The 24,675-nt window shown below is 56.4% G+C and carries 19 protein-coding genes and 1 pseudogene; 12 read left to right on the forward strand and 8 right to left on the reverse strand.

What is annotated here, in order from left to right; genetic code table 11:
- Positions 1-10 precede the first annotated feature (10 nt).
- Together ACEN2T_RS01825 and ACEN2T_RS01830 are read right to left on the reverse strand one after the other, a co-directional pair.
- Positions 11-640 carry a response regulator gene (locus ACEN2T_RS01825; RefSeq protein ID WP_442116187.1) on the reverse strand — a complete coding sequence of 210 codons (630 nt, stop codon included), beginning with the start codon at positions 638-640 and terminating at the stop codon, positions 11-13.
- Entirely contained in the window at positions 637-3,642 is a 3,006-nt protein-coding gene (locus tag ACEN2T_RS01830; RefSeq protein WP_442116188.1) for a PAS domain S-box protein, read from the reverse strand. Before ACEN2T_RS01830 ends, ACEN2T_RS01825 begins: the two co-directional genes overlap by 4 nt.
- A 239-nt stretch (positions 3,643-3,881) precedes the next feature.
- Here ACEN2T_RS01830 and ACEN2T_RS01835 point away from each other — a divergent pair, with 239 nt between their 5' ends.
- On the forward strand, positions 3,882-6,779 hold the full coding sequence (locus tag ACEN2T_RS01835; protein WP_442116189.1) for an ATP-binding protein: 2,898 nt from the start codon (positions 3,882-3,884) through the stop codon (positions 6,777-6,779).
- A complete protein-coding gene (locus tag ACEN2T_RS01840) occupies positions 6,764-7,822 on the forward strand; it encodes an HD-GYP domain-containing protein (protein ID WP_442116190.1) in 1,059 nt (352 codons plus the stop codon). Before ACEN2T_RS01835 ends, ACEN2T_RS01840 begins: the two co-directional genes overlap by 16 nt.
- A gap of 164 nt (positions 7,823-7,986) precedes the next feature.
- Here ACEN2T_RS01840 and ACEN2T_RS01845 read toward each other — a convergent pair whose 3' ends face one another.
- Together ACEN2T_RS01845 and ACEN2T_RS01850 are read right to left on the reverse strand one after the other, a co-directional pair.
- The gene (locus ACEN2T_RS01845) at positions 7,987-8,118 is read right to left on the reverse strand and encodes a DUF2256 domain-containing protein (protein WP_081797726.1); all 132 of its coding nucleotides are present in this window, start codon (positions 8,116-8,118) and stop codon (positions 7,987-7,989) included.
- Between the two features lie 108 nt (positions 8,119-8,226).
- Positions 8,227-9,042: a DUF1206 domain-containing protein gene (locus ACEN2T_RS01850; RefSeq protein WP_032887308.1), complete on the reverse strand. Its 816-nt coding sequence runs from the start codon at positions 9,040-9,042 to the stop codon at positions 8,227-8,229.
- Between the two features lie 946 nt (positions 9,043-9,988).
- On the opposite strand from ACEN2T_RS01850, the gene ACEN2T_RS01855 reads away from it, so the two are divergent.
- Positions 9,989-10,438 (forward strand): DUF4019 domain-containing protein, encoded by a 450-nt coding sequence (locus ACEN2T_RS01855; protein WP_442116191.1) that lies wholly within the window; start codon positions 9,989-9,991, stop codon positions 10,436-10,438.
- A 132-nt stretch (positions 10,439-10,570) separates the two neighbouring features.
- Here the strand turns inward: ACEN2T_RS01855 and ACEN2T_RS01860 are convergent, their stop codons facing one another.
- Positions 10,571-11,434, reverse strand: a complete 864-nt coding sequence (locus ACEN2T_RS01860) for a methyl-accepting chemotaxis protein (RefSeq protein ID WP_407692698.1) — start codon at positions 11,432-11,434, stop codon at positions 10,571-10,573.
- Positions 11,429-12,184 (reverse strand): annotated as a pseudogene (locus ACEN2T_RS01865) (MCP four helix bundle domain-containing protein); the annotation flags it as partial. The gene ACEN2T_RS01860 and the pseudogene ACEN2T_RS01865, both read right to left, overlap by 6 nt.
- A 146-nt stretch (positions 12,185-12,330) precedes the next feature.
- On the opposite strand from ACEN2T_RS01865, the gene ACEN2T_RS01870 reads away from it, so the two are divergent.
- Positions 12,331-13,539 (forward strand): multidrug effflux MFS transporter, encoded by a 1,209-nt coding sequence (locus ACEN2T_RS01870; protein ID WP_099602487.1) that lies wholly within the window; start codon positions 12,331-12,333, stop codon positions 13,537-13,539.
- 119 nt (positions 13,540-13,658) lie between these two features.
- The gene (locus ACEN2T_RS01875; protein WP_442116192.1) at positions 13,659-14,516 is read left to right on the forward strand and encodes an SDR family oxidoreductase; all 858 of its coding nucleotides are present in this window, start codon (positions 13,659-13,661) and stop codon (positions 14,514-14,516) included.
- Between the two features lie 226 nt (positions 14,517-14,742).
- Here the strand turns inward: ACEN2T_RS01875 and ACEN2T_RS01880 are convergent, their stop codons facing one another.
- Positions 14,743-15,657, reverse strand: coding sequence for a site-specific integrase (locus ACEN2T_RS01880; protein ID WP_032885654.1), 915 nt, complete (start codon positions 15,655-15,657; stop codon positions 14,743-14,745).
- A 108-nt stretch (positions 15,658-15,765) separates the two neighbouring features.
- Positions 15,766-16,578 carry a M949_RS01915 family surface polysaccharide biosynthesis protein gene (locus tag ACEN2T_RS01885; RefSeq protein ID WP_442116193.1) on the reverse strand — a complete coding sequence of 271 codons (813 nt, stop codon included), beginning with the start codon at positions 16,576-16,578 and terminating at the stop codon, positions 15,766-15,768.
- 411 nt (positions 16,579-16,989) lie between these two features.
- Here ACEN2T_RS01885 and arnC point away from each other — a divergent pair, with 411 nt between their 5' ends.
- The 7 genes from arnC to ACEN2T_RS01920 are packed head-to-tail and all read left to right on the forward strand — an operon-like array spanning position 16,990 to position 24,675.
- Complete coding sequence (arnC, locus tag ACEN2T_RS01890; RefSeq protein WP_032885656.1) at positions 16,990-18,021, forward strand: undecaprenyl-phosphate 4-deoxy-4-formamido-L-arabinose transferase; 1,032 nt, start codon at positions 16,990-16,992, stop codon at positions 18,019-18,021.
- Positions 18,018-20,009, forward strand: a complete 1,992-nt coding sequence (arnA, locus tag ACEN2T_RS01895) for a bifunctional UDP-4-amino-4-deoxy-L-arabinose formyltransferase/UDP-glucuronic acid oxidase ArnA (RefSeq protein WP_442116194.1) — start codon at positions 18,018-18,020, stop codon at positions 20,007-20,009. Before arnC ends, arnA begins: the two co-directional genes overlap by 4 nt.
- Positions 20,009-20,893 (forward strand): 4-deoxy-4-formamido-L-arabinose-phosphoundecaprenol deformylase, encoded by an 885-nt coding sequence (arnD, locus tag ACEN2T_RS01900; protein WP_032885658.1) that lies wholly within the window; start codon positions 20,009-20,011, stop codon positions 20,891-20,893. Before arnA ends, arnD begins: the two co-directional genes overlap by 1 nt.
- Positions 20,890-22,545, forward strand: coding sequence for a lipid IV(A) 4-amino-4-deoxy-L-arabinosyltransferase (arnT, locus tag ACEN2T_RS01905; protein WP_442116195.1), 1,656 nt, complete (start codon positions 20,890-20,892; stop codon positions 22,543-22,545). The genes arnD and arnT overlap by 4 nt, the downstream gene beginning before the upstream one ends.
- The gene (gene arnE / locus ACEN2T_RS01910) at positions 22,542-22,889 is read left to right on the forward strand and encodes a 4-amino-4-deoxy-L-arabinose-phosphoundecaprenol flippase subunit ArnE (RefSeq protein ID WP_032885660.1); all 348 of its coding nucleotides are present in this window, start codon (positions 22,542-22,544) and stop codon (positions 22,887-22,889) included. Before arnT ends, arnE begins: the two co-directional genes overlap by 4 nt.
- The gene (gene arnF, locus ACEN2T_RS01915) at positions 22,886-23,299 is read left to right on the forward strand and encodes a 4-amino-4-deoxy-L-arabinose-phosphoundecaprenol flippase subunit ArnF (RefSeq protein ID WP_032885661.1); all 414 of its coding nucleotides are present in this window, start codon (positions 22,886-22,888) and stop codon (positions 23,297-23,299) included. Before arnE ends, arnF begins: the two co-directional genes overlap by 4 nt.
- Entirely contained in the window at positions 23,296-24,675 is a 1,380-nt protein-coding gene (locus ACEN2T_RS01920) for a UDP-glucose dehydrogenase family protein (protein ID WP_032885662.1), read from the forward strand. The genes arnF and ACEN2T_RS01920 overlap by 4 nt, the downstream gene beginning before the upstream one ends.

Here is a 24,675-nt window from a genome sequence, read left to right on the forward strand (position 1 = left end):
GACCGCTGTTTCAGACTAATCCTTCCTTCAAGGCGTAACGCACCAGGTCAGTACTGGTGGTGAAGCACATTTTTTCCATCAGTCGAGTCTTGTGGGTACTCACGGTTTTATTGCTGATGACCAGTTGCTCTGCGATCTGGTTGACACTCATGCCCTGGGCCAGCATGCGCAGTATCTGGAACTCCCGGGCGGAGAGACTCTGCGATGGGCTTTCGGGGGACAAACCTGTGCTCTGTAGCGCGATCTGTTCGGCAAGTTGCGGGTCGAGGTAGCGACCACCGGTGGCCACCTTGCGAATCGCCGCTAACAGTGTTTCCGGATCACGGTCCTTGGTCATGTAGCCTGAGGCACCGGCGCGCAAAGCACGCTGGGCGATATGGGCTTCGTTGTGCATGCTCAGGATCAGCATCGGCAGCTTGGGGTAGTGCGCGTGGACACGGCCAATGAGGTCCTCGCCACTTGTTCCGGGCATAGTCATGTCAAGCAGTAGCACGTCGATCTGGATGTTACGAAGTAGATCCAAGACCTGGGAGCCATTTTCCGCTTCCGCCACTACGGAAAAATCCTTGACCAAGGCAAACAATTGCTTGAGCCCTTCACGCATTATTCTGTGATCGTCGGCCACCATCAGTCGGATCATGAGTTGTGCTTCCTTGAATCGGGCACACGCAGTTGCACGGTAGTGCCGTTGCCAATGCTAGTGGAGATATTGGTGGTGCCACCCAAGCTCAGGCCACGCTCGCGCATGCCCAACAGGCCGAGCGTCTTTGTGGGTTGCACACGCTGATCGAAACCTTTGCCATTGTCGGTGACCTCCAACATCCAGCCACTGGTTGTTTGTTCAAAGGTGACGCTGACCCGTGTCGCCTCGGCATGCCGCGCGATATTGGTCAGTGACTCCTGAGCGATGCGGAACGCCGCAGTGGCGCTGGCATCGTCCAGCTCGACTTTTTCGGGGCGAATGTGCAAATCGCAGGCGATAGCCCATTGCTGTTTGAAGGTGTCGGTCAACCACTCTAATGATGCAGCGATTCCCATATTGAGAATGGAAGGGCGCAGGTTGGTCGATATGTTCCTCACCACCTGCACTGTCTGGTCGATCAGGGACAGTAAACGTGTCACTTGCTCACTCAATAGTGGGAGTTGTTCGCCGTACTGAAAGCGCAGCAGCGAAGTGCCCATCCGGATTGCGGTCAAATGCTGACCCAGTTCATCGTGTATCTCCTGTGCGATCAGCTTGCGCTCCTCTTCTCGGTCGCTTTCACGGCTGGACATCAATTGACGCAACTGACTATTGAGCGATGCCAGTCTTTGTTCCGCCACTCTTAATGCTGATATGTCACGAACAACCGCGAGTACGGTGGTGATTTGCCCTTGGACATTGTGTTCCGGAACGAGACTGATGTGATAGACGCGTCGTAAGCGACGATGGTCATTGAGCACATACTCATGCTCCACCGGGTGGCCGTTTTCCGCGGCCTCGATGACTGCTGCATGAAATAGCTGGCTTTGAAGGCTTTTTGGCAAAACCTCAAGTAGATCTTTATGCAGCAGGTCCACTTGAGGTCGATCAAGCCAGTGTTCCAGGGCCGGATTGATAAACAGCAACTTTCCAGAAGGAGTCAGGCGTGCGATGCCGTCTGGGGAGTTTTCGACCAGTGTGCCAATTTCTTGTTGTCGGGCGCGTTCGTTGCGTTGGGTTTCGCGGATATCGGTAATGTTGCGGGCAATACAAACCATGCGGTGCAAGCGGCCATTGATATCGGCCACGGGTACCAGATTAAAGTGAATGACGAGCGAGCGCTCACCGCAGGGCACCTGTGCATCCAGTTCAATGGGAGCCCCTACGGCGATGCAATGTTGACAGATGGCTTCTACGATTTCTGCGGCCTCACTTTCCAGGCACTGATTCAAAGGTTTGCCAATCAACTGTGCGTGGGACTTGGCTAATATCTGGCACAGTTGGGGATTTGCTTCCAGGCAAACGAGCTGCTGGTCGGCATCGATGCCCATCAGGCTAAGCATATCCTGCGAGTGGTCGAAGACTTCGCGGTAGCGGCGTTCACTTTGGGCGAGAATATTGAGAGTTGAATAGCGTTCCCAGGCAATAGCACCGATATTGCTGGCTATTTGCGCATGTTTGCGATCCTGTTCGCTTAACACAGCCTCGCCACTTACAAACAAAAAAATCATGCCCACCGTGTGCCCGGCGGCATTGACTACCGGCTCCAGCCAACAACTTCGGTAACCTTCCCGCACGGCTGGCAAGGTGAATGTCAGGTGTGCGGCTTCTGTTTGCAAATTGCCTATCAAGCGACGCCGGTCGAAAAACTCAGGATGGCTCTCAACGTCCGCTGCAAGACAGCCTTCAATCGTCACAGGCCCTAGATCAGGCATATCGTGGCTTTCGTCGCCCGGTATTGTCTTGAAGACAATGGCATTGTGAAACTCGGGTATCAGTACCTGCAAATATGAACTGAGCAGCGGTTGAATATCAGCCAAGACACCCTGGGTGATCATCCCCTGAAAAATCGCGGAACGCGCATTCTCGGCGCGCTCTTGCATGCGCAAAGTGCTGATATTTTGCGCCATGACTAGTACCCCGGAGAGCTCTCCTGAGTCATCATGCTCGGCGGTCAAACTGCATAGAAAATCGATGGAGCGGCCAGAGTAGGGGTCTTTGCTTTCCAGCAGAAATGTTGTGGCAGTGCCGGTGGACAAAGTGTGCTGCAGTTGTGCGCGGTAGCGCTCGTCGATTTGATTTAGAGGCGCCGGTTGGGTTGCGACGTGTTCAAAGATGTGAGTTTTGGGAAACCCACGAGCGCGTTCGAACTCAGGGTTGGCGTAAATTTGTTGGCCGAGCCGGTTGTACCTAAGAATAATGTTTTGCGAGTTTTGGGCTAGAGAGCGGTATTTTTTTTCGTTGTTTAACAACGCCTGGCGCAAAGCGAGGTGTTCACTGATGTCCTCAAGCTGGGAAACATAGTACAGCGGCTCTCCTTTGTGGTTGCGGGCGATACCCAACGTCAAGCGTGCCGACAGTATGCTGCCGTCCTTGCGGATATAGCGTTTTTCTAGGGTCAGGCTTACGCGCTGCCCTTGAATGAGTTCTTGTAATTCATCTTTGTGAGCGTACGCATCGTCGGGGTGTGTCAAGTGTTGGAATGAGGTCGCACGAAGTTCTTTTTCGGTGTATCCGAGCATCTGACAGAGCATCTGGTTTGCGGCGATCCATTCGCCAGTCATTCGTAGCATAGCCAGGCCGGTACCTGCGGAGTCGAATGCCAGACGATAATCCTCCTCGGCAAGCCTTATAGAGCCAGTTGGGCGGATCTTTACTATGAACGTTCCTCGTTGGACCTTGTAGTCAAGCTTGATGCTCAGGGCGTGGCCACTGATCGAAACACTCTTAAAGTGCCAGCAGCCCTGGAGCCTTGCATGGTTGAGGTGATTGTCGAAAGTAGAGGGCGCGAGGGAGAGAAAAGAGGCTGGAGAGTGGTTGCCAGATGGCTCTCCCACGCCCAGCAGGGCGATGGCGCAATCGTCTATTGCAAGTAGCAACCCTTGGCTATCCAGCAGAAGAACACCGGTTTCATCTGCGTCTTCTATGAACGCTCCCGCTTCCGCGATGGCCGTATCCATTAGCCTTACTCCTTCTGAGCCAGTCCGGAGCATAGCGTAAGGCATACATGACAGTACGGGTTGTTCGACTATGGTCATATGGTTGCTAGCCGGTGCTTGATAGGCGCTAAACCCCGAATGTGTTTTCGACTGGAAAAAATCACCGCATATGTTTGGGATTCTTGGACAAATGACGGAGATGAGAGCAGCATAGTGTCACGGTGCCACCATCTATTCGTCTGAGGTCAAGGAGAGTGCCGATGAAAGCAGCCGCAACCCAAACGACCAGTCTACGTAGATGGATCTGGCGTGCTTTTGTAAGTACTAGCCTATTGCCGCTGTTTTTGGTTGAAGGCGTGCTAATCACCACCTACTTCATCACCAACCACTCCATTCGTAACTCTCAAATTGAATATCTTCACCAAAACGCTACTCGAGATATTCAGGCTTCGGCTGAACAGAATGCTCTATTGATACAAGGCCAACTAGAGCAGATCTACAAGACAGTAAGTCTATTCGCTAAGTCGACTGAGTATGAGCTTGCCGAAGACCCACCTGTCACAGAAGCCTCGTTAGCGGTAAGTCCTGACGGTGTTCGCTATAGCGCGGATAATGACGGGGCACCCGCTTCATTTTACTCAAACATCACCCCCCTGGAAAAACAAGACCTTTATAAGGTTTCGCGTCTAGCTAATCAAGACTTCATGATGAAGCAGTTAAAGGAAGAAAATCCATTAATTTCAAGTATTTACTTCAATGGCAGGGATAGTTACAACCGCATTTATCCTTGGTTCAACACGTTATTGCAGTATCCCCATGACATGGATATCCCTCAATATAATTTTTACTATATGGCAGATGCGCAACACAATCCCACGCGAAAAGTAGTTTGGACCGAGGTGTACTTAGACCCTGCCGGTAATGGTTGGATGATGTCGGCTATCGCACCGGTCTATAACGGTCAAACGCTGGAGGGGGTAGTTGGTGTAGATGTCACGGTTGACGGCATTTTGAAGCAGATCGAGAAGCTGAAGGTGCCTTGGGGTGGCTATCTGATGATGGTCAGCGACAAGCTCAATGTCATGGCCGTACCGCAAGCCGGTGAAGTTGATTTTTCTCTATTGGCCACGAACCTGGCGTCTGCCGAATCGGTAGGCCGGGAACAGTTACAGTCTCAAGATTTCAACCTCGCGAGCCGTCCCAATCTTGACGCCCTTAATAAGAGCATGCGCGATACTGATAACGGTACGGTTGCACTGCAACTCAATGGTCGTCCTCATTCGGTTGCCTGGAGTGCGATTCCATCCACGGGTTGGTACCTATTGGCCGTGGTGGACGAAGCGGCGGTGATGCATGAAACCAATATGCTCGCTAATCATTACCGAGAAGTCGGGTACGTAATGATCGCTGGGCTTGTGCTGTTCTATGTCGTGTTTTTTGCCTTTATGTGGTGGCGCACCCGCGCGCTGAGCCAGCAGTTGCATTCCCCTGTCCTTGGAGTGTCCCGAATGATGAGGGAGATCGGCCAAGGCAACTGGCAGCCTATGGGCAGCCCCTCGGATATCACGGAGTTGTGGTCCATGTCCAACCAGGCGCTGGGCATGGGCAGGCAGTTAGCAAAGGCGGAGTCTACTCGCATCGCTACACAGCAGCGCCTGGAGTTGGTTATGGAGAGTTTTGCCGAAGGGCTTTGGGAGTATTCCCCAAATAGCCGGCGCTTTATTCTCAAGGGGGCTCTGTGTTTGCGTTTCGGTTTTTCGTCGAACGATGTACCCATCGAGCTGTTACTGGAGAAAATCCATCCTGAAGATCGAGAGTCCTTCACGCAATTTCTGTTGGCTGCTCAAGGTAGCGTCAGCATGGCACTTGAAATCGAATTTCGGATTAGTGATGTCCAGGGTGAGTTCATGTGGATTCTTTGCCGTGGGCGTATGTTGCAACCATCTCAACTCGAAAGTTTCGACGGGTTGGTAGTCGCTTGTGTTGATATTACGACTCTCAAACGAACTCAATTGGATCTAAGGGAAAAGACGCTGGAGGCGGAATCTGCGAGCACCGCTAAATCCAAGTTCATTTCTAGTATGAGTCATGAACTGCGCACTCCGTTGAATGCTATTTATGGTTTTGCCCAATTGGGCCTTATGCAACTCCCCGCCGAACCGTCTCAACATGCCACTAACCTGCATGAAATCATCGATGCCAGTGAACATTTGATGCAGTTGGTTGATGATCTTCTTGACCTCTCCAGTTTACAGGCTGAAAAGCCGCTGCTGGGTATGAAGCCGATACCGGTGCTGGCCTTGTTGCATAGTTGTGCTGATATGGTTCAACAGCAAGTTCTGGACCATGGCCAGACCCTGCACATTGAGGATGTACCAGATTCTTGGGAGGTATGGGCGGATAAACGGCGGCTCAAACAAGTGCTTATAAACCTTTTATCCAATGCCATTAAATACAATCGACCCCATGGAAATATTACGCTAGGTGCGCGTAAAGTTGATAATGAATCGCTATTTCAGCTCTATGTAATAGATACAGGTATCGGGATTAGTGCGGCTCTTCAGAGTGAGCTTTTCAATCCTTTTCAGAGACTTGGCAAGGAAAACTCATCCATACAGGGAACTGGGATTGGGCTGGCGCTGTGTAGGGATTTGGCACACTTGATGCGCGGTAGCATGGGCTTCAAAAGTGAACTGGAGCGAGGGAGCACTTTTTGGATTGAGTTATGTTCGGCTGAATATTCGGTGCCAGTCGATGCAACAGGCGCTACACAGTCTGCCTTGCCGAAAGTGTTGTTGGTGAGCGATGATCTTGAGCAGGGTGAGCTAATCTATAAGGCGTTAACTGGCTATGTGGAACTGGAGCAGGTCAGCACGCTACTGCAGGCTGAACTTAACCTTCAGTACTCTTTGGTGAATGTCTTAATTTTGGCGACGCAAGCTCCAGAGAGTGTGTTGAGTGCGTTTATAAAAAATCTGCGGAAAAATATTGTACCGAACCGGATGTCAATCATCGCCGTGGGCACATCTAAAGGTAAAGAAATAACGAAAGAGCTGGAGTGTCAGGCCGTATTGGTACCTCCGTTGGAGCCAGTCAATGTTCGTAGTGTGGTTCTTGCGATAACAATGGGAGTTACGGATTTATGTTTTCCAAAATAAAATCTGAAAGTAAAATCGTTATTATTGATGATGTTGCCACTAATCTTCGGCTATTAGAGTCGTGTTTGCGAGCCTTTGGTCTTGATAACATCAGTACCTTTTCCAACTCTGCCGAAGGCCTCGACTGGTTGCTCTCAAGTGATTGGGACTTGGTATTGCTGGATTTGGATATGCCGGACCCGGATGGCTTTGAAATTCTTGAGCGTCTCAAAGAACGCAACCGTACCGAGTCACCCATCATTATCGTAACGGCTTTGAATGACCCGCAAAACAGGCGCAAAGGTCTTGAAAGAGGCGCCAATGACTTTATTTCCAAACCCATTGACTTGCCCGAAGTATTATTGAGAGTGCGCAGTTGCCTGGAGTTGGCGCAGGCGGCAAGACTCTTACGCGATGCGAATTGCGAACTGGAGCGCAAGGTGGAGTTGCGTACGGCCCAGTTGGCGTCCAGCTACAACGCAATCATCAGTAGCTTGAGCCGAGCAGCCAGTTATCGTGACGACGACACCGGTAGTCATATCAGGCGTATTGGAAACTCTGCCGCGATGCTGGCCAAAGCCATCGGCATGCCTGCCCAATGGTGTGAACTGATCCGTATGGCGGCACCGATGCATGATGTCGGAAAAATAGGCATAGAAGATGCCATTTTACAAAAGCGTGGATCGCTTACGCCTGCGGAGCGAGAAATTATGCAGCAACACTCACAAATTGGTTACGAGATTCTGCATGATCTGAATGGTTCTCCGGTTACAGATCTAGCCGCGGAAATTGCGTTGGCACATCACGAGCGCTGGGATGGCACTGGCTACCCTAATGGGTTACAGCATGAGGAAATCCCACTGTCCGCAAGAATCGTCGCAATCTGCGATGTCTATGACGCCCTGCGAATGCACCGTCCCTACAAGCAGGCATGGGATGTCGAGCAGTCAAGGCGTTACATCATTGAGCAAGCTGGAAGCCACTTTGATCCTTTGTTAGTAGATGTCTTCTGTAATTTATTTGACGAGGTCGAACAGTTACGCCTTTCAACTCACGACGATTGAGTGCGTGATTAAAATCTCAATGGAGGGCCGCCAGATAAATTACTTGATCGGGCAAAAACTCGGAGCTACTAGCTAAGTGTCGTTGCGCAGAAGGGAGGAGGGAGTAGGCGTAAATTGTTTCATGTAGCTTGAATACAAGAGGGCCTGTGACGGCCCTTTTTTGGTCAACGTTTGCTGCGCCGGCAGCGCTCCGAGCAATAACGGACCTCGTCCCAGCAGCGCGCCCATTTCTTCCTCCAAGTGAAGGGAAGACCACAGATCACGCAGGTTTTTACGGGAAGCTCACTCTTTTTCACGGATATTACTACCGGCTGGTGCGATCAATAGATCTCGTGGATAACCCGCCAAGATCGTGGCCCTGGTGCGAGTAAGGCTCCCCATGGCCGTGAGACTTCCGTTTCTCATCAATCCTTGCTCGGTACTCCCGGCACATCCATGTTGATCTTGCGCCAAAAGGCTTCAGAGAAGCTGTACACCGAGAAGGCAATCAGCCCCAAGGCCATCACCATCAAAATCAACCAACCAGCAGGTAGATTTTGGAGCGCATCCAGCGATTCCTTCATACCAGGTGGATCCATGGCTTGATAAGTGGAACCACTGATGGCCAGTAACAACGCAATTTCTAAAAATACGACTCCACGGGCGATTAGTCCGAATCGTGATACCGGGCGGACGTATCGCATGACGTCTTCATCGGCCTCAAAATATCTCTCGAATGACGCTTTCCATCCCTTGATGATGTGAGCAATACCAACCCCAAGCGGAACGAGTGCGATCAGGTATACCAACACATTCGAGTGATCCCATGACAAGAGATGCGCTAACCAGTCTTTGGTTTGCCCTCCAGAATCGCCCGAGCTTTTAATACCGCTAATGAGTAGGCCCAACGCAAAAAACGCTAGAGCGCCGTTGAACATACCTCCCGCGAACAGACCAGCTCGAATCACCAACCCTTTGAATTTCTTGCCATGATGATCGACATCGCGTGTAGCTTGCAGGATGCGCCACGCCGCAAATGCGAGGAGGCCAGCCACCACAAGGCCAACTAGAAAATAGCCAAAAGGTTGGCTTAGCAGTGCTTCCAGGCTTTTGTGGCTGTCCTTCGGTTTCGTCGAATCTTGTGCTGCCAGCAGTGCGAAGATACCGATGATCAAATAAAGCAATCCCCGAGCGGCGTAGCCTCCCCGAGCGAGTATTACCAGGCTATGTTGCGCGGACATTCGATGTATTCCTGATATCTGATACAAGAGCAGACCCCTATCGCTGGGTGGGGTTCTATTACCAAGTCGAAGGGTGAAGTGATTTAAAAATCCCCAACGCCGGCCGCAGTCGAGATTGCCTCGCCCACGCGGGTCTTTTGGGCCTACAGTTTTGAGTGTCACTCACTGTAAGGAATACAAACGTCCGGCACTTGCTGTTGACTTCGGGCAATGTGCATCCCTCAACGAAAGCTGGGGCAAGGGATGGGAAGGGTGCTTCGACCGGTTTTCCTTAACGCCATTGGCGGCAGCGTCCATCGGCCAGGCTACCTCGTTGCGCATGTCCGGGATTCTTCGTAATCGCATGGGCGTTGCCCCATTGATACAAGAGCCCAAGCGTCAGCTGCAGAATGAAAAAAACCGAGCACTTACGGCGCTTTGATCAACTGTTGGCCGACAGCCCTGACTTTCTGGTTACTCGTGCGTATGCCCAGTTCAGAACGCCGAATACACTGGTGAGTTTAGAAGGCGCCCGAGGTGTGTGGTTTCGGCGTAGCAAGCCCCAGAAGCTTTGCTCAAGATTCTAGCTACGTGCCAACCAGGCAAAATATCGTTGGCAGTACCAGACGCTGACAAATGGACGGCTGGAAGCGGTGACAGCCTGCAGCTTGGCGATCGCATCGGCATTTTTTGGAAATTGACTGATGCCTGATGGACGCCATTCAACGTGAGTGCAGAAAATTGGGAAAGGGACAGTAGACGTTGAGGGATATATGGCCGATGAGCATCTCTACGTAATATCCTGTTTAACATAATATACATTATGCGTAACCATATGTTTCTGAATGCCAGCCGTAGGCCTGCAGAATTCACACACCACCCCAGCATTTTCCGCCTAGCTGATGGCAACCCCCTTAAGCGTCATCTTTACTCGTTCCAACGGATGTCAGTGCCTTGGAGGTTTTGCATGAAGTCGCTTGCAGTCATGGTGTTCATACTCACGATGCTCGGTGGCTGCGACGTCAGCTTCAACAACAACATGCCTAATGTCACTGCAACCGATCCTGGAACGCCGCAACAGCAACAGCGTGTTTTCGATACAGCTGTGGGATTTTTGGGGTTACTTGATGCGGGCACAGCCGAAATGACTTGGCCCGCAGTCAGTCCCGTGCTGCAAGCCAAAACCTCTAAGTTGATGTGGGCCAGTAGCCTCAAAGGCCTGCGACTGGGGCTGGGTTCATTCCAGAAGCGAGAACCTATTGCGATTGGTTTTATCGATCAGCTACCTGACGCGCCTGCCGGAAATTATGCGGTGATCGAGTTTGCCTCGATATTTTCCACGACCTCTGTTCAAGAGAAAGTGATCATGCGCGACGACGACAAGCACTGGGGGAATCGTCGGGTATTTCGTCCATAAGAGCATTGTTTTCGGTGACGGTACTAAGAAATCCCCCTAGCCCGGCCCTGCCCCGATTATTCGATAATGATATAACTCAACTAAATATCTATTTAGTTGAGTTATATGTGAGTCATTCCTACGCTACCCCTGTTAGAGCTGAAAACGGTCCACAGATTGCGACAGTTTGCCTGCTAGATTGGCCAGTTCATCCGTAGTTGAGGCAGTTTGCCCGATCACGCGGCTGTTGTTTTCCGACATGCCAGCGATCATCTCCACCTGATGGGAGATTTCATTGCTGGCCAGGCTTTGTTCCCCGATGGTGCGCGAAATGTCGTTCACCAACTCCGTAGTGTTCAACGTGGCCTGCAGAATCTCGCGGATTGCCCGTTCTACTTCTGCGGTCACCGCCATGCCTTTATCCACTTGAGTGACGCCCTCCTCCATGCTGGTCACCGCTTCCCGAGTATTTTGCTGGATGCGTCCGACCATGCTGGCAATTTCCTGGGTCGAAGCGCTGGTGCGACCCGCCAGGCTGCGCACTTCATCGGCGACCACCGCAAATCCCCTGCCTTGTTCTCCCGCGCGGGCAGCCTCAATCGCGGCGTTGAGGGCCAATAAGTTGGTCTGGTCGGCGATGCCTTTGATGACTTGGATAATGCTGAAAATCGCCTCGGACTCCTTGTCCAGCGTGCGGATCACCTGAGCCGATTGCTGGGCTGAACGGGCAATACCGTCCATGTCCTTGACCACTTGGTGAATGACGCGACCGCCGTCCTTGGCCAAGGCTTCAGCCTGATTGGCCATGTCCAGGGCGCGGCCGGCGTGCCGGGTGATTTCTTCGATGCTCGCCGTCATTTCACTCGCAGCAGCGGCCATGGTGCTGGCGGCCGCGCTTTGCTGCTGGCTGCTGCCGGCGACTTCATGGCAGCCGTGGCTCAGTTGCTCGCTCATGCCATTGACGCCATGAGCGTTGCTGCGCACCACTTCGATCATGCCGCGCAAGTCGCGCTGCATGGTGGCAAGGCTAAGAATCAGCGCACCGGCTTCATCATTGCGCTTAGGTTCAACAATCGGCTCGCTCAAGTTGCCCCTGGCGATACTCGCCGCAATGCGGCTGGCGGTCTGCAGCGGCCCCATGATGCTCAGGATGACCCAGCGGCCCTGAGCCAACAGCAGCAATACGCTGGCAATCAACACCGTGCCCAGGGTGAAGTTCGCATTACTGATTGCGTGCTGAGTGCTTGCGCCGGTCTGCTGGGTATTGGTTTCGATCAGCTCACTCAGCGCCGCCATTTGGTCTTCCAGACGGCTGAACGCAGTGTTGAAACTCTCCAGTTCTGCGCGAGCGGCTTCGGGATTTTCCAACGCCAGCGCGACGATACGTTCGCCGGCGCTTATATAGGTATCGAGGCTGGGTTTGATTTTTTCCAGACTGGCTTTAAGGATGTCATCCAGGGGCAACTTGAGATTGTCCCCCAGCACCTCCCGGAAGTGCTCTGAATGTTCCTTGATCGAACTCGTCACCTCGGCCTTGGTACTGGCGCTTTTCCCCAAGCCCACCAACATGGCCGACAACACGTCGGCGCGCAGGGCGTCGTGCATCATGTCGGCTTCCATGTGGTTGCGCAGTACCGTCATGGCGACCTCGTTGGCCTGCACAGCCTCGCCCATCCGCGTGTTGCCCAGGTAACTGGCCAGGCTCATGACCAGGGCGGTAAGCAACCCGGTCGCTATCAACAGCATCAAGCGTAGTTTGATCGTCATGCGGGTATCCCCATACCTTGGCCGCGGGTTGGGAACCCAACCTCTATTAACGTTATCGGCAGCAGTCACTGGTTAGTGAAGCCTAAGTTTGCGGATCTGCGAGGATCCCTTAAGCTGGCCATCCTTTGCTCCGCCCGGAAATGCCCATGTCTCGAAGTATTGCCCACTTGGCCCTGCTCCTGGGGTTGATCACGGCCGTTGGCCCGTTCGCCATCGACATTTATCTACCTGCGCTGCCAACCCTTGGCGCGAGCCTGCACGCCTCGCCGGCCGCCGTACAGATGAGCCTGACCGTGTTCTTTGTGATCGTGGGGGTATGCCAGCTGTTCTACGGCCCCATCAGCGATGTATTCGGACGCAAACCGCCGATTTATGCCGGGCTGCTGATTTTTGCCATCGGCAGTATCGGCTGCGCCCTGGCGCCGACCATTGAAGTGCTGATTGGCTTTCGTGCCCTGCAAGCATTTGGTGCGTGCGCCGGCATGGTGATCCCTCGGGCTATCGTTCGCGATCTGTACACCGGCCATGAAGCCGCGCGGCTGATGTCATTGCTGATGCTGGTGATGAGTGTCTCGCCAATTCTTGCCCCGCTGGCTGGCAGTGTGGTGATTGCGCTCTGGAGTTGGCGCGAAGTGTTCGCCGTGCTGGCGGTGGTGGCCGTGTTGTGCCTGGTGATGACGGCCGTGCAATTGCCCGAAACCCACCCGCCCGAGCGTCGTATGGGTAAAACCCTGGGCACTGCATTCAGCAGTTATGGGGCTCTGCTGCGCGATCCTGTGTTTATCGGATTGTCGGTGGTCTGCGGCTTTGGGTTGGCAACGTTCTTTGTTTTTATTGGCAGCGCGCCCTTTGTGTACATCGAGTATTTCGGCCTGACACCCACGCAATTCAGCCTGTGTTTTGCCCTGAATGCGGCGTCATTTTTCGCTATGAGCCAGCTGACGGCGCGCCTGAGCGCACGCTTCGGTCTGGTGCCGTTGATACTTTGGTCAGTTACGGCGGTGGCTGCAGTGATGCTTCTGCTGGCGGTCACCACGCTGTGGGTTGATAGCCTGGTCCTGATGATGACGTTGCTGTTTATCGGCTTCGGCTTCCTTGGTTTGCTGTTGCCTGCCTCGGGGGTATTGGCCCTGGAGGACCATGGCGCGGTGGCGGGTTCTGCATCCGCTTTGCTTGGCGCGATTCAGATGATCACAGGGGCAGTGTCCATGACCCTTGTTGGTGTCTTTGCCGACCACACCCCGGCGCCAATGATCATCGGCATTGCGATGTGCGCCGTCGCGGCGATGCTCACGGTGATCTGGACATTGCGCCGTTTGCCCGCCCACTTGGCGAGTGCCCCGCCCTCCTCCTGAGGGGTAACAACAGGGCTCGGCGTTAACCACTCGTCGGCCCTGGGCAGGATCCAGCACAACTATCGCCGGCCAAGAAATTACTAACTCCATAGCACCCTTAGGAACCTATGGAGATTGAGATGACTGACTACCCACGCCCGCCTTTCGCCCCTCAAGCCCAATCGGTCCCAGGCTCCCAGAGAAAAATGGACCCGTATCCCGATTGTGGCGAGCAAAGCTATAAAGGCTCTGGTCGGCTGGCCAACAAAATCGCGCTGATCACGGGGGCCGACAGCGGCATCGGTCGCGCGGTTGCCATTGCGTTTGCCCGTGAAGGTGCAGACGTTGCCATCGCCTACCTGGACGAGCACGAAGACGCCAAGGAAACCGCACGCTGGGTGGAAGAGGCCGGTCGCCAATGCCTGTTACTGCCCGGCGATCTTGCACAGAAAGTCCAGTGCCAGGCACTGGTCGACAGCACCGTCGAACAGTTCGGTCGCATCGATGTGCTGGTCAATAACGCTGCGTTCCAGATGACCCACGAAACCCTCGAAGAGATCGAGGACGAGGAATGGGTGAAGACCTTCGATATCAACATCACGGCGATGTTTCGCATCTGCAAGGCCGCCCTGCCCCATATGAAGGCTGGCAGTTCGATCATCAACACCAGTTCGGTCAACTCTGACATGCCCAAACCGACCCTGCTGGCCTACGCCGCCACCAAGGGCGCGATTGCCAACTTCACCGGCGGTTTGGCGCAGTTGCTGGGCAGCAAGGGCATTCGCGTCAACAGTGTGGCCCCCGGACCGATCTGGACGCCGCTGATCGTGGCGACCATGACCGATGAAGACGTGAAGAGCTTCGGCAGCGAAACACCACTGGGCCGACCTGGCCAACCGGTGGAAGTGGCGCCGATTTATGTGCTGCTTGCCTCGGATGAAGCCAGCTACATCTCCGGTTCACGCTATGCGGTTACCGGGGGGAAACCCATCCTCTAGCCTTGAAGGCGCTCGAAGGCTGAACATCCTCCCTGTGGCGAGCGCCTTGATGAACTGAGCGCCTGTGGTGACCTCTCTGTTCCTGGTGACAGGGCTTTTTGTGGTGATCGGGCTTTTGTGATGATCAGGCTTTTGTGGTGAGCGGGCTTGCCCCGCGCTGGGCTGCGAAGCAGACCCAATAAACTTGGGGGCTGCTATGCAAGCCGGCGCGGAGCAAGCCCGCTCACTACAGGTCGAACCGATCTACGGCTCGGCGGCGTTCGTTGTCGTCACGCACGTCATAGCTGGCGGTGGTCTGGATGTTGGTGTGATGCGCCAGCTTCTGCGCGATCGATAGGTCATGCTCCTCGATCACCCGCGTGATAAACGAGCGACGGAAGTCATGGGGCATGATCTTCACCCCAACCTGTTCCCCTCGCTGCCGGGCAATGTAGTAAATCGCGTGTTTAGTAATGCGTTCCCGGGTGATATGGCTACCCCGGCGGATGCGATTGAACAGGAAGCTGTCGTCCTGCTCGCCCTCTTTTAACTGCTCGCGCCGAAACGCCAGCCAGGCCTGCAACTTGGCAAATGCCCATTGCGGCGCGTACTTGATCAACTCTTTGTTGCCTTTGCCAATGACCCGCAAGCTGCGCTCCTCAACGTTGATCTGCGCGAGATCCAGGTTGACCGACTCCGACTTGCGCATGCCCGAGCCGTAGAGGATGCCGATGACCGCTGCATCACGCAGGCCTTGTGGCCTGGGGTCGGCGGCACAGACTTCCATCATTTCGCGGATCAGCGTGCGCCGCAGGTTACGGCCCTGGCCAAGACGCGTACCGGGCGCTGGCTTGACCGTGCGCATTCTCAACAAATGTTCCTGACTGATCAGGCTCATGCGCCACGCTTCATTCATCACCCCGCGCACCGCATTTACATATAACGATGAGGTGTTGGGCGCGTAGCCGTCTTCGCGCAGGGCGGCTACCAGGGCGATGACGTGTTCGGGTTGCAGCAGGTGCCAGTCGATGTCTTCAAGGTTGATATCCTCGAAGCCCAGGCGGTCGGCGGCGTCCTGCAGCACGTAGCGCATGGTGAGTTGGCTGGAGGGGGCCAGGCGGGTGAGGTAGAGGGTCAGCGGGTTGCGGATATGCTCAGTCAAAATAGATCAGCCTTTGGATTAAATACCTCGAACAAGCCATTGTTAAATCAAGGTATTTAGTGAATTGGCGAGGGCCGAGTCTAGCGCAGCACAGGCCCTCTTACCAAATCATGGGGCGGTTTCTTCGTCCTCCGTGGGTTCCTGGGGCTGGGTCTGGGCCTGGCTCCATTCGGCGTCCTGCTTTTGCATCAGTGCGAACCAATGCTGACGCATGAACGTGAGATACGCCTCGGGCGCATTGGCGAAATCCTTCTCATCGCCATAGCAGCCGGGTAACGGCAATTCGGTGCCCTGCTCCTTGTACTGGCTGACGAGCGCCTGTTGCCCAGCGGTGCTGCAATCCTTGGGCAGCGGCATCCCGCGCAACGCCCCGGCCTCTTCATCCCACCAGGCGGCGCCGTAGCGGTCGACACCGCGCAAACGGTACTTCTGCGACTTGCCCACATGCATGATCAGCTTGAACTCATTGGGGCTGACGTCGCTGGTGCAGGTGCGCGAATAGCCCACAGTGGCCTGGGTGATGCCATCGCCAGACAGGTCGGTGACCTTGGTCGCGGCTTGGTCGAAACGTAACGCCGCGTCAAATTCGCAATGCTGCACATCGTCGTAGAGCATCCACACGCGCTTGGGGCGGTTACCGTCGATCAGGTACTGAGCGGCATACACAAAGGACGACTGGGTGCCGTCGTCATCCCGCTCGCTGACTTGTTCAGCCAGCACCAGCAGATTCTTGCCCTGGCGGTCGTCCCAGGTGTAAGCGGCGATCTGCTTGCCACGTACTTCCACGCCATCCGGCACCTGATCGAGGCTGGTCAACGCCACGCTTTCATCGGCGCGAACGGTCGTGACACACGCCACGCTCATCAACAACCCCATCAATACTGGCCGCAACTGGCCGCGTAAACGCTGCACGCTATTCATCCGATTACCCTGGCAAGAGACGCGTTACTTTACCGGCACTTGAGGGCCATTGCAGAGAAGATTCTTCAATCGTGGTCGAAGCCTGTTTGTGCTCGCCCACGCTGTAGTAAATGCGTTGCATGCCGCTCCTGTTTCACCGCGATCCAGCCCCCCCTTAGCGCCCTCATGTTTAGCTGAACCCTGGCTGTCTGGCTGTCAAATAAACGAATTTTCGACTTCCACTTCATACCTTTCCTACATTTTTGAGCTTAATCTTAAATACGGAAGCTTAAGGCGACATTCACATTTTTGAACTAACCTCTTGATTAGAATTCGATTTTTAGCGGTTCCTAACCGCTGCACGGCGTTTGTATCCAATGATTGCGGGCGTTTTAACGCGCCACGCTGCTCTAACCCCGAGGTCATAAATCTTTGAAACCCTACCCTATTCATCGCGTGTCGATCGTTATCCCGGTCTACAACGAAGAAGAAAGCCTGCCTGAATTGCTGCGTCGCACCACCGCGGCGTGCAGGCAACTGGCCTACGAATACGAAATCATCCTGGTGGATGACGGTAGCCGTGACAACTCGGCCCAACTGCTGGAAGACGCTGCCGCAGAAGACGGCAGCAACGTGGTGGCTGTGATCCTCAACCGCAACTACGGCCAGCATGCCGCGATCATGGCGGGTTTCGAACAGTGCCAGGGCGAAGTGGTGATTACCCTCGATGCCGACCTGCAGAACCCTCCCGAAGAAATCCCGCGCCTGGTGGAGCAAGCCGCCCTCGGCTACGACGTTGTCGCCACCGTGCGCAACAATCGCCAGGACTCGGCGTTTCGCCGCTGGCCGTCACGCCTGATCAACCTTGCCGTGCAGCGCTCTACCGGCGTGGCCATGACCGACTACGGCTGCATGCTGCGCGCTTACCGCCGCACCATCGTCGACGCCATGCTCGCCTGCCGCGAGCGCAGCACCTTTATCCCGATCCTCGCCAACGGCTTCGCCCGCCACACCACGGAAATCCTGGTGCACCACGCCGAGCGCGAACACGGTGAGTCCAAATACAGCGCCATGCGCCTGATCAGCCTGATGTTCGACCTGCTGACCTGCATGACCACCACGCCGCTGCGCCTGCTGTCTATTGTCGGCTTCAGCCTGGCGGCCCTGGGCATGCTGTTTGCCTTCGCGCTGATCGTTCTGCGCCTGGCCTTCGGTGCCGACTGGGCGGGCGACGGCCTGTTCGTGCTATTCGCGGTGCTGTTCGTCTTCACCGGTGGCCAGTTCATCGGCATGGGCCTCTTGGGTGAATACCTGGGCCGCATGTACAGCGATGTGCGCGCCCGCCCACGCTTCTTTATCGAAAAAGTGCTGCGCAACCAACCGGCAGCACCGGCTCCTGTGGTCGTCGTTGACGGCCTGGTGTCTTCCCATACTTCCACTTCCGCCGATCAGGTTCAGTCATGAGTTCAAAAGCTGTTGTATTCGCGTACCACGATATTGGTTGTGCAGGCATTGAAGCGCTGCTCAATACCGGCTACGAAATTGCTGCTGTGTTTACCCATGCCGACGACCCCAAGGAAAACAACTTCTACGGCTCCGTTGCCCAACTGTGCGCCCGCAACGGTATCCCGGTGCATGCGCCAGAGGACGCCAACCACCCTCTGTGGATTGAGCGCATCGCCAAGCTGAACCCGGATTACATTTTCTCTTTCTACTACCGCAACCTGCTGAGCGAGCCGCTGCTGGCCACCGCCCGTAAAGGTGCGTTCAACCTGCACGGTTCGTTGCTGCCCAAGTACCGTGGCCGCGCCCCGGCCAACTGGGTGCTGGTCAACGGCGAAACCGAAACCGGCGTGACCCTGCACCGCATGGTCAAGCGTGCGGATGCCGGCGCGATCCTCGCCCAGCAAAAAGTCACCATCGAGCGTAGCGACACCGGCCTGACCCTGCATGCCAAGCTGCGTGAAGCCGCCAGCAACCTGCTGCGTGATGTCCTGCCGCAACTGGCCGAAGGCAAGCTGACTGAAACCGCACAAGATGAAAGCCAAGCCACTTACTTCGGTCGCCGCACGGCCGCAGACGGCAAGCTGGACTGGAAACACCCGGCTGAAACCCTGTTCAACCTGGTTCGCGCCGTGACTCAACCGTATCCAGGCGCATTCTGTGCCGTGGGCGAACACAAGCTGATCGTGTGGCAAGCCGAGGTGGTCAAGGGCAACGAAGGCCTGGCGCCGGGCCGGGTGATCAGCGTCAACCCGCTGCGCATCGCCTGTGGCGAAGACTCCCTGGTGGTCAAGTTCGGCCAGCGCAACGACAACGGCCTGTACCTGGCCGGCCCTTCCCTGGCCAACGAACTGGGCCTGGTCGACGGCTCCGTGCTGCGCGGTGCCGAGTCCGGCCGCAAGCCACGTCGTACCCGCGTGCTGATCCTGGGCGTGAACGGTTTTATCGGTAACCATCTGTCCGAGCGTCTGCTGCGTGACGACCGTTATGAAGTCTACGGCCTGGACATTGGCTCCGACGCCATTGAGCGCCTGCGCAGCCACCCGAACTTCCATTACGTCGAAGGCGATATCAGCATCCACACCGAGTGGATCGAGTACCACATCAAGAAGTGCGACGTGGTCCTGCCGCTGGTGGCCATCGCCACGCCGATCGAATACACCCGCAACCCACTGCGCGTGTTCGAGTTGGACTTCGAAGAAAACCTCAAGCTGGTGCGCTACTGCGTCAAGTACAACAAGCGCGTGATCTTCCCGTCGACCTCTGAAGTCTATGGCATGTGCCAGGACCAGTATTTCGACGAAGACACTTCCGACCTGGTGGTTGGCCCGGTCAACAAACAGCGCTGGATCTACTCGGTCTCCAAGCAACTGCTGGACCGCGTGATCTGGGCCTACGGCGCCAAGGGCCTGAACTTCACGCTGTTCCGTCCGTTCAACTGGATGGGCCCACGCCTCGACCGCCTGGATTCGGCCCGTATCGGCAGCTCCCGTGCGATCACCCAACTGATCCTGAACCTGGTGGAAGGCACGCCGATCCGCCTGTTCGATGGTGGCGAGCAGAAACGCTGCTTCACCGACATCGCCGACGGTATCGAAGCCCTGGCCCGCATCATTGATAACGACAACGATGCCTGCAACGGCCAGATCATCAACATCGGTAACCCGGAAAACGAAGCCAGCATCCGCCAGTTGGGCGAAGAGCTGCTGCGTCAGTTCGAAGCGCACCCGCTGCGCAGCAACTTCCCGCCGTTCGCCGGTTTCCGCGATGTGGAGAGCAAGGCGTTCTACGGCACCGGTTACCAAGACGTGGCACACCGCAAGCCAAGCATCGAAAACGCCAAGCGCCTGCTGAACTGGGAGCCAACCGTGGAGATGAGCGAAACCATCGGCAACACGCTGGACTTCTTCCTGCGCGAGGCCATGCTCGAAATCGCGGATAAGCGCTAATGCAGGCAGGTCTTCGCATTGACGTCGATACCTATCGGGGCACCCGTGAAGGTGTGCCACGGTTGCTCGAATCCCTGGACGAGGCCGGGGTAAAAGCGACGTTCTTCTTCAGTGTCGGGCCGGACAACATGGGGCGCCACTTGTGGCGCCTGATCCGCCCGCAATTCCTGTGGAAGATGCTGCGTTCCAACGCTGCCGGCCTGTACGGCTGGGACATCCTGCTCGCCGGCACTGCCTGGCCGGGCAAGCCGATCGGCCGTGACTTGGGGCACTTGATGCGCCAGGCCAAGGCCGCCGGTCACGAAGTCGGCCTGCACGCCTGGGATCACCATGGCTGGCAGGCCAACACCGGACGGTGGAGCGATGCACAACTGGTCGAGCAAATTCGACGCGGCGTGGAGACCCTGAGCGACATCCTGGGCGAACGTATCGACTGTTCGGCGGCCGCCGGTTGGCGTGCCGACGAGCGTGTGGTGCAAGCCAAGCAAGGTTTCAACTTTCGCTACAACAGCGATTGCCGGGGTACCAGCCTGTTTCGGCCGACATTGGCCGATGGCAGCGCAGGTACGCCACAAATTCCGGTGGACCTGCCGACCTTCGACGAAGTCGTCGGGCCGGTGGTGGCCGCCAAAGACTTCAATAGCTTCATTCTTGACCGGTTTGCCGAGTCGAAGCTCAACGTCTACACGATCCACGCAGAAGTAGAAGGGATTCTGATGGCCAACGATTTTCGCCAGTTGCTTGCCCAGGCAGGGCAGCGCGGCATCGATTTCAAACCGCTGGGTGACTTGTTGCCTGCGGACCTGACCACCCTGCCCCAGCAACAGTTGGTGCGCGGCGCATTGAGCGGCCGTGAGGGTTGGCTTGGAGTGCAGCAGGCATGATTCGGCGTTGGGCCTTGCCCCTGCTCCTGTTAGCGTTTGGCGTGTTTTACCTGCTGCCGCTGGCCACCCATGGCCTGTGGATTCCTGATGAAACCCGCTACGCACAGATCAGCCAGGAAATGCTGCTGACCGGCAAGTGGGCTTCGCCGCACTTCATGGGGATTCGCTATTTCGAAAAGCCGGCTGCCGGTTACTGGATGATCGCGCTCGGCCAGGCGATCTTCGGGCAAAACCTGTTTGGTGTGCGCTTCGCCTCGGCGTTGAGCACCGGTTTGAGCATCCTGCTGGTGTACCTGGTGTCACGCCGGCTGTGGAATGACCCGCAAAAGAGCCTGGTCAGCACCGTGCTGTACATGAGCTTTGTCAGCGTCGCGGCCTTGGGCGGTTATGCCAACCTCGATCCGCAGTTCACCTTCTGGGTCAACCTGACCGGCGTTGCCCTGTGGTTCTGCTTCGACAGCACCACCCGCAACGGCCGCCTGGGATCCTGGGCGATGCTGGGTTTCGCCTGTGGCATGGGCTTTATGACCAAGGGATTCCTGGCGTGGCTGTTGCCGGTGTTGATCGCCCTGCCCTACGCGATCTGGCAGAAGCGCTTTCGCGAACTGCTTGGTTATGGGCTGGTGGCCGTGGTTGTCGCCATTGCAGTGAGCCTGCCGTGGGCACTGGCCGTGCATCTGCAAGAACCGGACTATTGGAATTTCTTCTTCTGGCACGAGCATATCCAGCGTTTTGCCGGCGAGGATGCCCAGCACGCCGAGCCTTTCTGGTATTACCTACCGCTGCTGGTCGCGTTCAGCCTGCCGTGGGTCGCACTGCTGCCGTCCACCCTGAAACAGGCGTGGCAGGAAAAACGTGCAGCGAAAACTGCCTTCCTGCTGCTGTGGCTGCTGATGCCGCTGGCGTTTTTCAGCCTGGCCAAGGGCAAGTTGCCCTCCTACATCATGCCGTGCCTGTTGCCGCTGGCGCTGCTGATGGGCTCGACACTGGCGGACAAACTCGCCGCAGGCCGCGGCCGTGTCGTGCGTATCAACGGTTGGCTGAACCTGGTGATTGGCGTCGCGGCGTTACTGGCGCTGACGTGGTTTCAACTGAAGAAGCCCGTCTACGAACACGGTCAGGAAACCCTCAGCCTGGTGCTGGTGTTTGTCTTCCTGTTCGGCTGGATCATCGCCAACCTGCTGCAAGCGTCACGCCCGCTGCGCCTGTGGGCAGCGCCGGTAGTCGGCAGTTGGTTGCTGGTGGCGTTGGTACCGGCCGCACTGCCCCATTCGGTGGTTTACAACAAGACTCCGGACCAGTTCATCATCGATCACCTCCAGGAGCTGAGCCAGACCAGCGCGTTGCTGAGCAATGACCTGGGCGCAGCCTCCGCCTTGGCTTGGCGCGTCAAGCGCCCGGACGTGACCCTCTATAACACCGTCGGCGAAGTGAAATATGGCTTGGCCTTCGACGATGCGGCCCATCACAAGGTCGACACCACACAGGTCCAGCAGTGGATGAGCGACGCACGTAAACACGGCGCCGTCGGGGTGGTCATGCGTGTGAAGGGTGACGACGAAATCGCCGAGGTGGACTTGCTGCCCAAAGACGGCAAGCGCTACGAGCAAGGCAATATCGTGATCCTGGTGTTCCCGCAGGTTGCGCCATGATCACGCTATGCCTGTTATTGGCCGCCTGCCTGCTGACATGCATGGGCCAGGTTTCGCAAAAATTCGCCGTGGAAAGCTGGCGCGACCAGCCCGACGGTTGGGCGCTGAAGCTGCGCTCGCCGTGGCTGTGGTCGGCCCTGCTGTGCCTGGGTTTTGGTTTGCTGGTGTGGTTGCTGGTGTTGCAGCGCCTGGAAGTCGGTATCGCCTACCCGATGCTCAGCCTCAATTTTGTCCTGGTCACGCTGGTGGCGCGCTTTGTGTTCAAGGAACACATCGACACACGGCATTGGCTGGGTGTCGTGCTGGTGATTGCCGGTGTGGTGCTGTTGGGGCGCCAGGTATGAGCCGCGTGCGTGGTTTTGCCCTGGCCCTGGGCAGCGTTGGCCTGGTCAGCGCCGCCCAATTGGGCATGCGCTGGAGCATGACGCGCCTGCCCTTGCCCACCGAATGGCTGGCGGCGTTGAACAGCAACGCCATCGACTTCGCTGCGTTGGGCGTGGTGAGCCTGGCGATCTTCGCCTACGCGCTGTCGATGCTCTGCTGGCTCGGCGCGCTCAAGCACCTGCCCCTTGGCCGCGCCTATTCATTGCTCAGCATCAGCTATGCGCTGGTGTACCTGTTGGCCGCCAGCTTGCCGGTGTTCAACGAACATTTTTCCGTTTCAAAAACCCTGGGGGTGGCGCTTGTCATCCTCGGTGTGCTGATCATCAACTCTCGTCGTGCCAGTGCTACTCGTCCCAGGAATGCCCCATGAAAATCAGTGTATTTGGTAGTGGTTACGTCGGCCTGGTACAGGCCACCGTATTAGCCGAAGTCGGTCACGATGTGATCTGCATGGACGTCGATCAAAACAAGGTCAAGCTGCTGCAGCAAGGCCATGTGAGTATCTTCGAACCGGGACTGGCCGCCATGGTCAAGGAGAACCTGGAAAGCGGCCGCCTGAATTTCACTTTCGATGAGAAGCTCGCCGTCGAACACGGTGAAGTGCTGTTCATCGCCGTCGGCACGCCGTCGGATGAAGATGGCTCGGCCGACTTGAAGTACGTGCTGTCGGTGGGCGACGCCGTGGCCCGTCATCGAGTGGCCCCGGTAATCCTGGTGGAAAAGTCCACGGTACCCGTGGGCACCGGCGACACCCTGCGCGCCCATATCGAAAAAGCCCTGCACGTCGCTGGCCGGCACCTGGAGTTCGATATCGTCTCCAACCCGGAATTCCTCAAGGAAGGCTCGGCGGTTGCCGACTGTCGCCGTCCGGATCGCATCATCATCGGCTGTGAGCGCGAAGAAGTGCGCGAGGTGATGCGCGATCTGTACGCGCCGTTCAACCGCAACCACGACCGCATCATCTTCATGGACCTGCGCAGCGCCGAGCTGACCAAGTACGCCGCCAACTGCATGCTGGCCACCAAGATCAGCTTTATCAACCAGATCGCCGAGCTGGCCGAGCACCTGGGGGCGGATATCGAAGCCGTGCGCCTGGGCATCGGTGCCGACTCGCGCATCGGCTATCACTTTATCTACCCCGGTTGCGGTTACGGCGGTTCATGTTTTCCCAAAGACATGCGCGCCTTGATCCACAGCGCCAAACAGGCCAACTGCTCCAGCGACCTGTTGGAAGCCGTAGAAGCGATCAACCAACGCCAGAAGAGCAAGCTGTTCGAGCGCGTCAATGCGTTCTTCCAAGGCAATCTGCGCGGCAAGACCTTCGCCCTGTGGGGCCTGGCGTTCAAGCCCAACACCGACGACATGCGCGATGCACCCAGCCGCGTGCTGATGGAAGCGCTGTGGGCTGCCGGCGCCAACGTGCGCGCGTTCGACCCGGAAGCCATGCAGGAAACCCAGCGCCTCTACGGCGACGAAGAACGGCTGATGCTGATGGGCACGCCGGAGTCCACTCTGGTTGGCGCCGATGCGCTGATCGTGTGCACCGAGTGGCAGCAGTTCAAAGCCCCCGATTTCGACCTGATCCACCAGCGCCTGAAAACCCCGGTGATCTTCGATGGCCGCAACCTGTATGACGGCGAGCGCCTGTCGCGCAAGGGCTTCCAATACTTCCCGATAGGGCGAGGCGACTCATGTCAGTTGCCGATTCCGCAGCAGCAGTGGGTGCCACAGGTCGTGGAAGCCTGA

It is taken from the genome of Pseudomonas sp. W22_MBD1_FP4 (assembly GCF_052113765.1).
GTDB classification, from domain to species: domain Bacteria; phylum Pseudomonadota; class Gammaproteobacteria; order Pseudomonadales; family Pseudomonadaceae; genus Aquipseudomonas; species Aquipseudomonas sivasensis.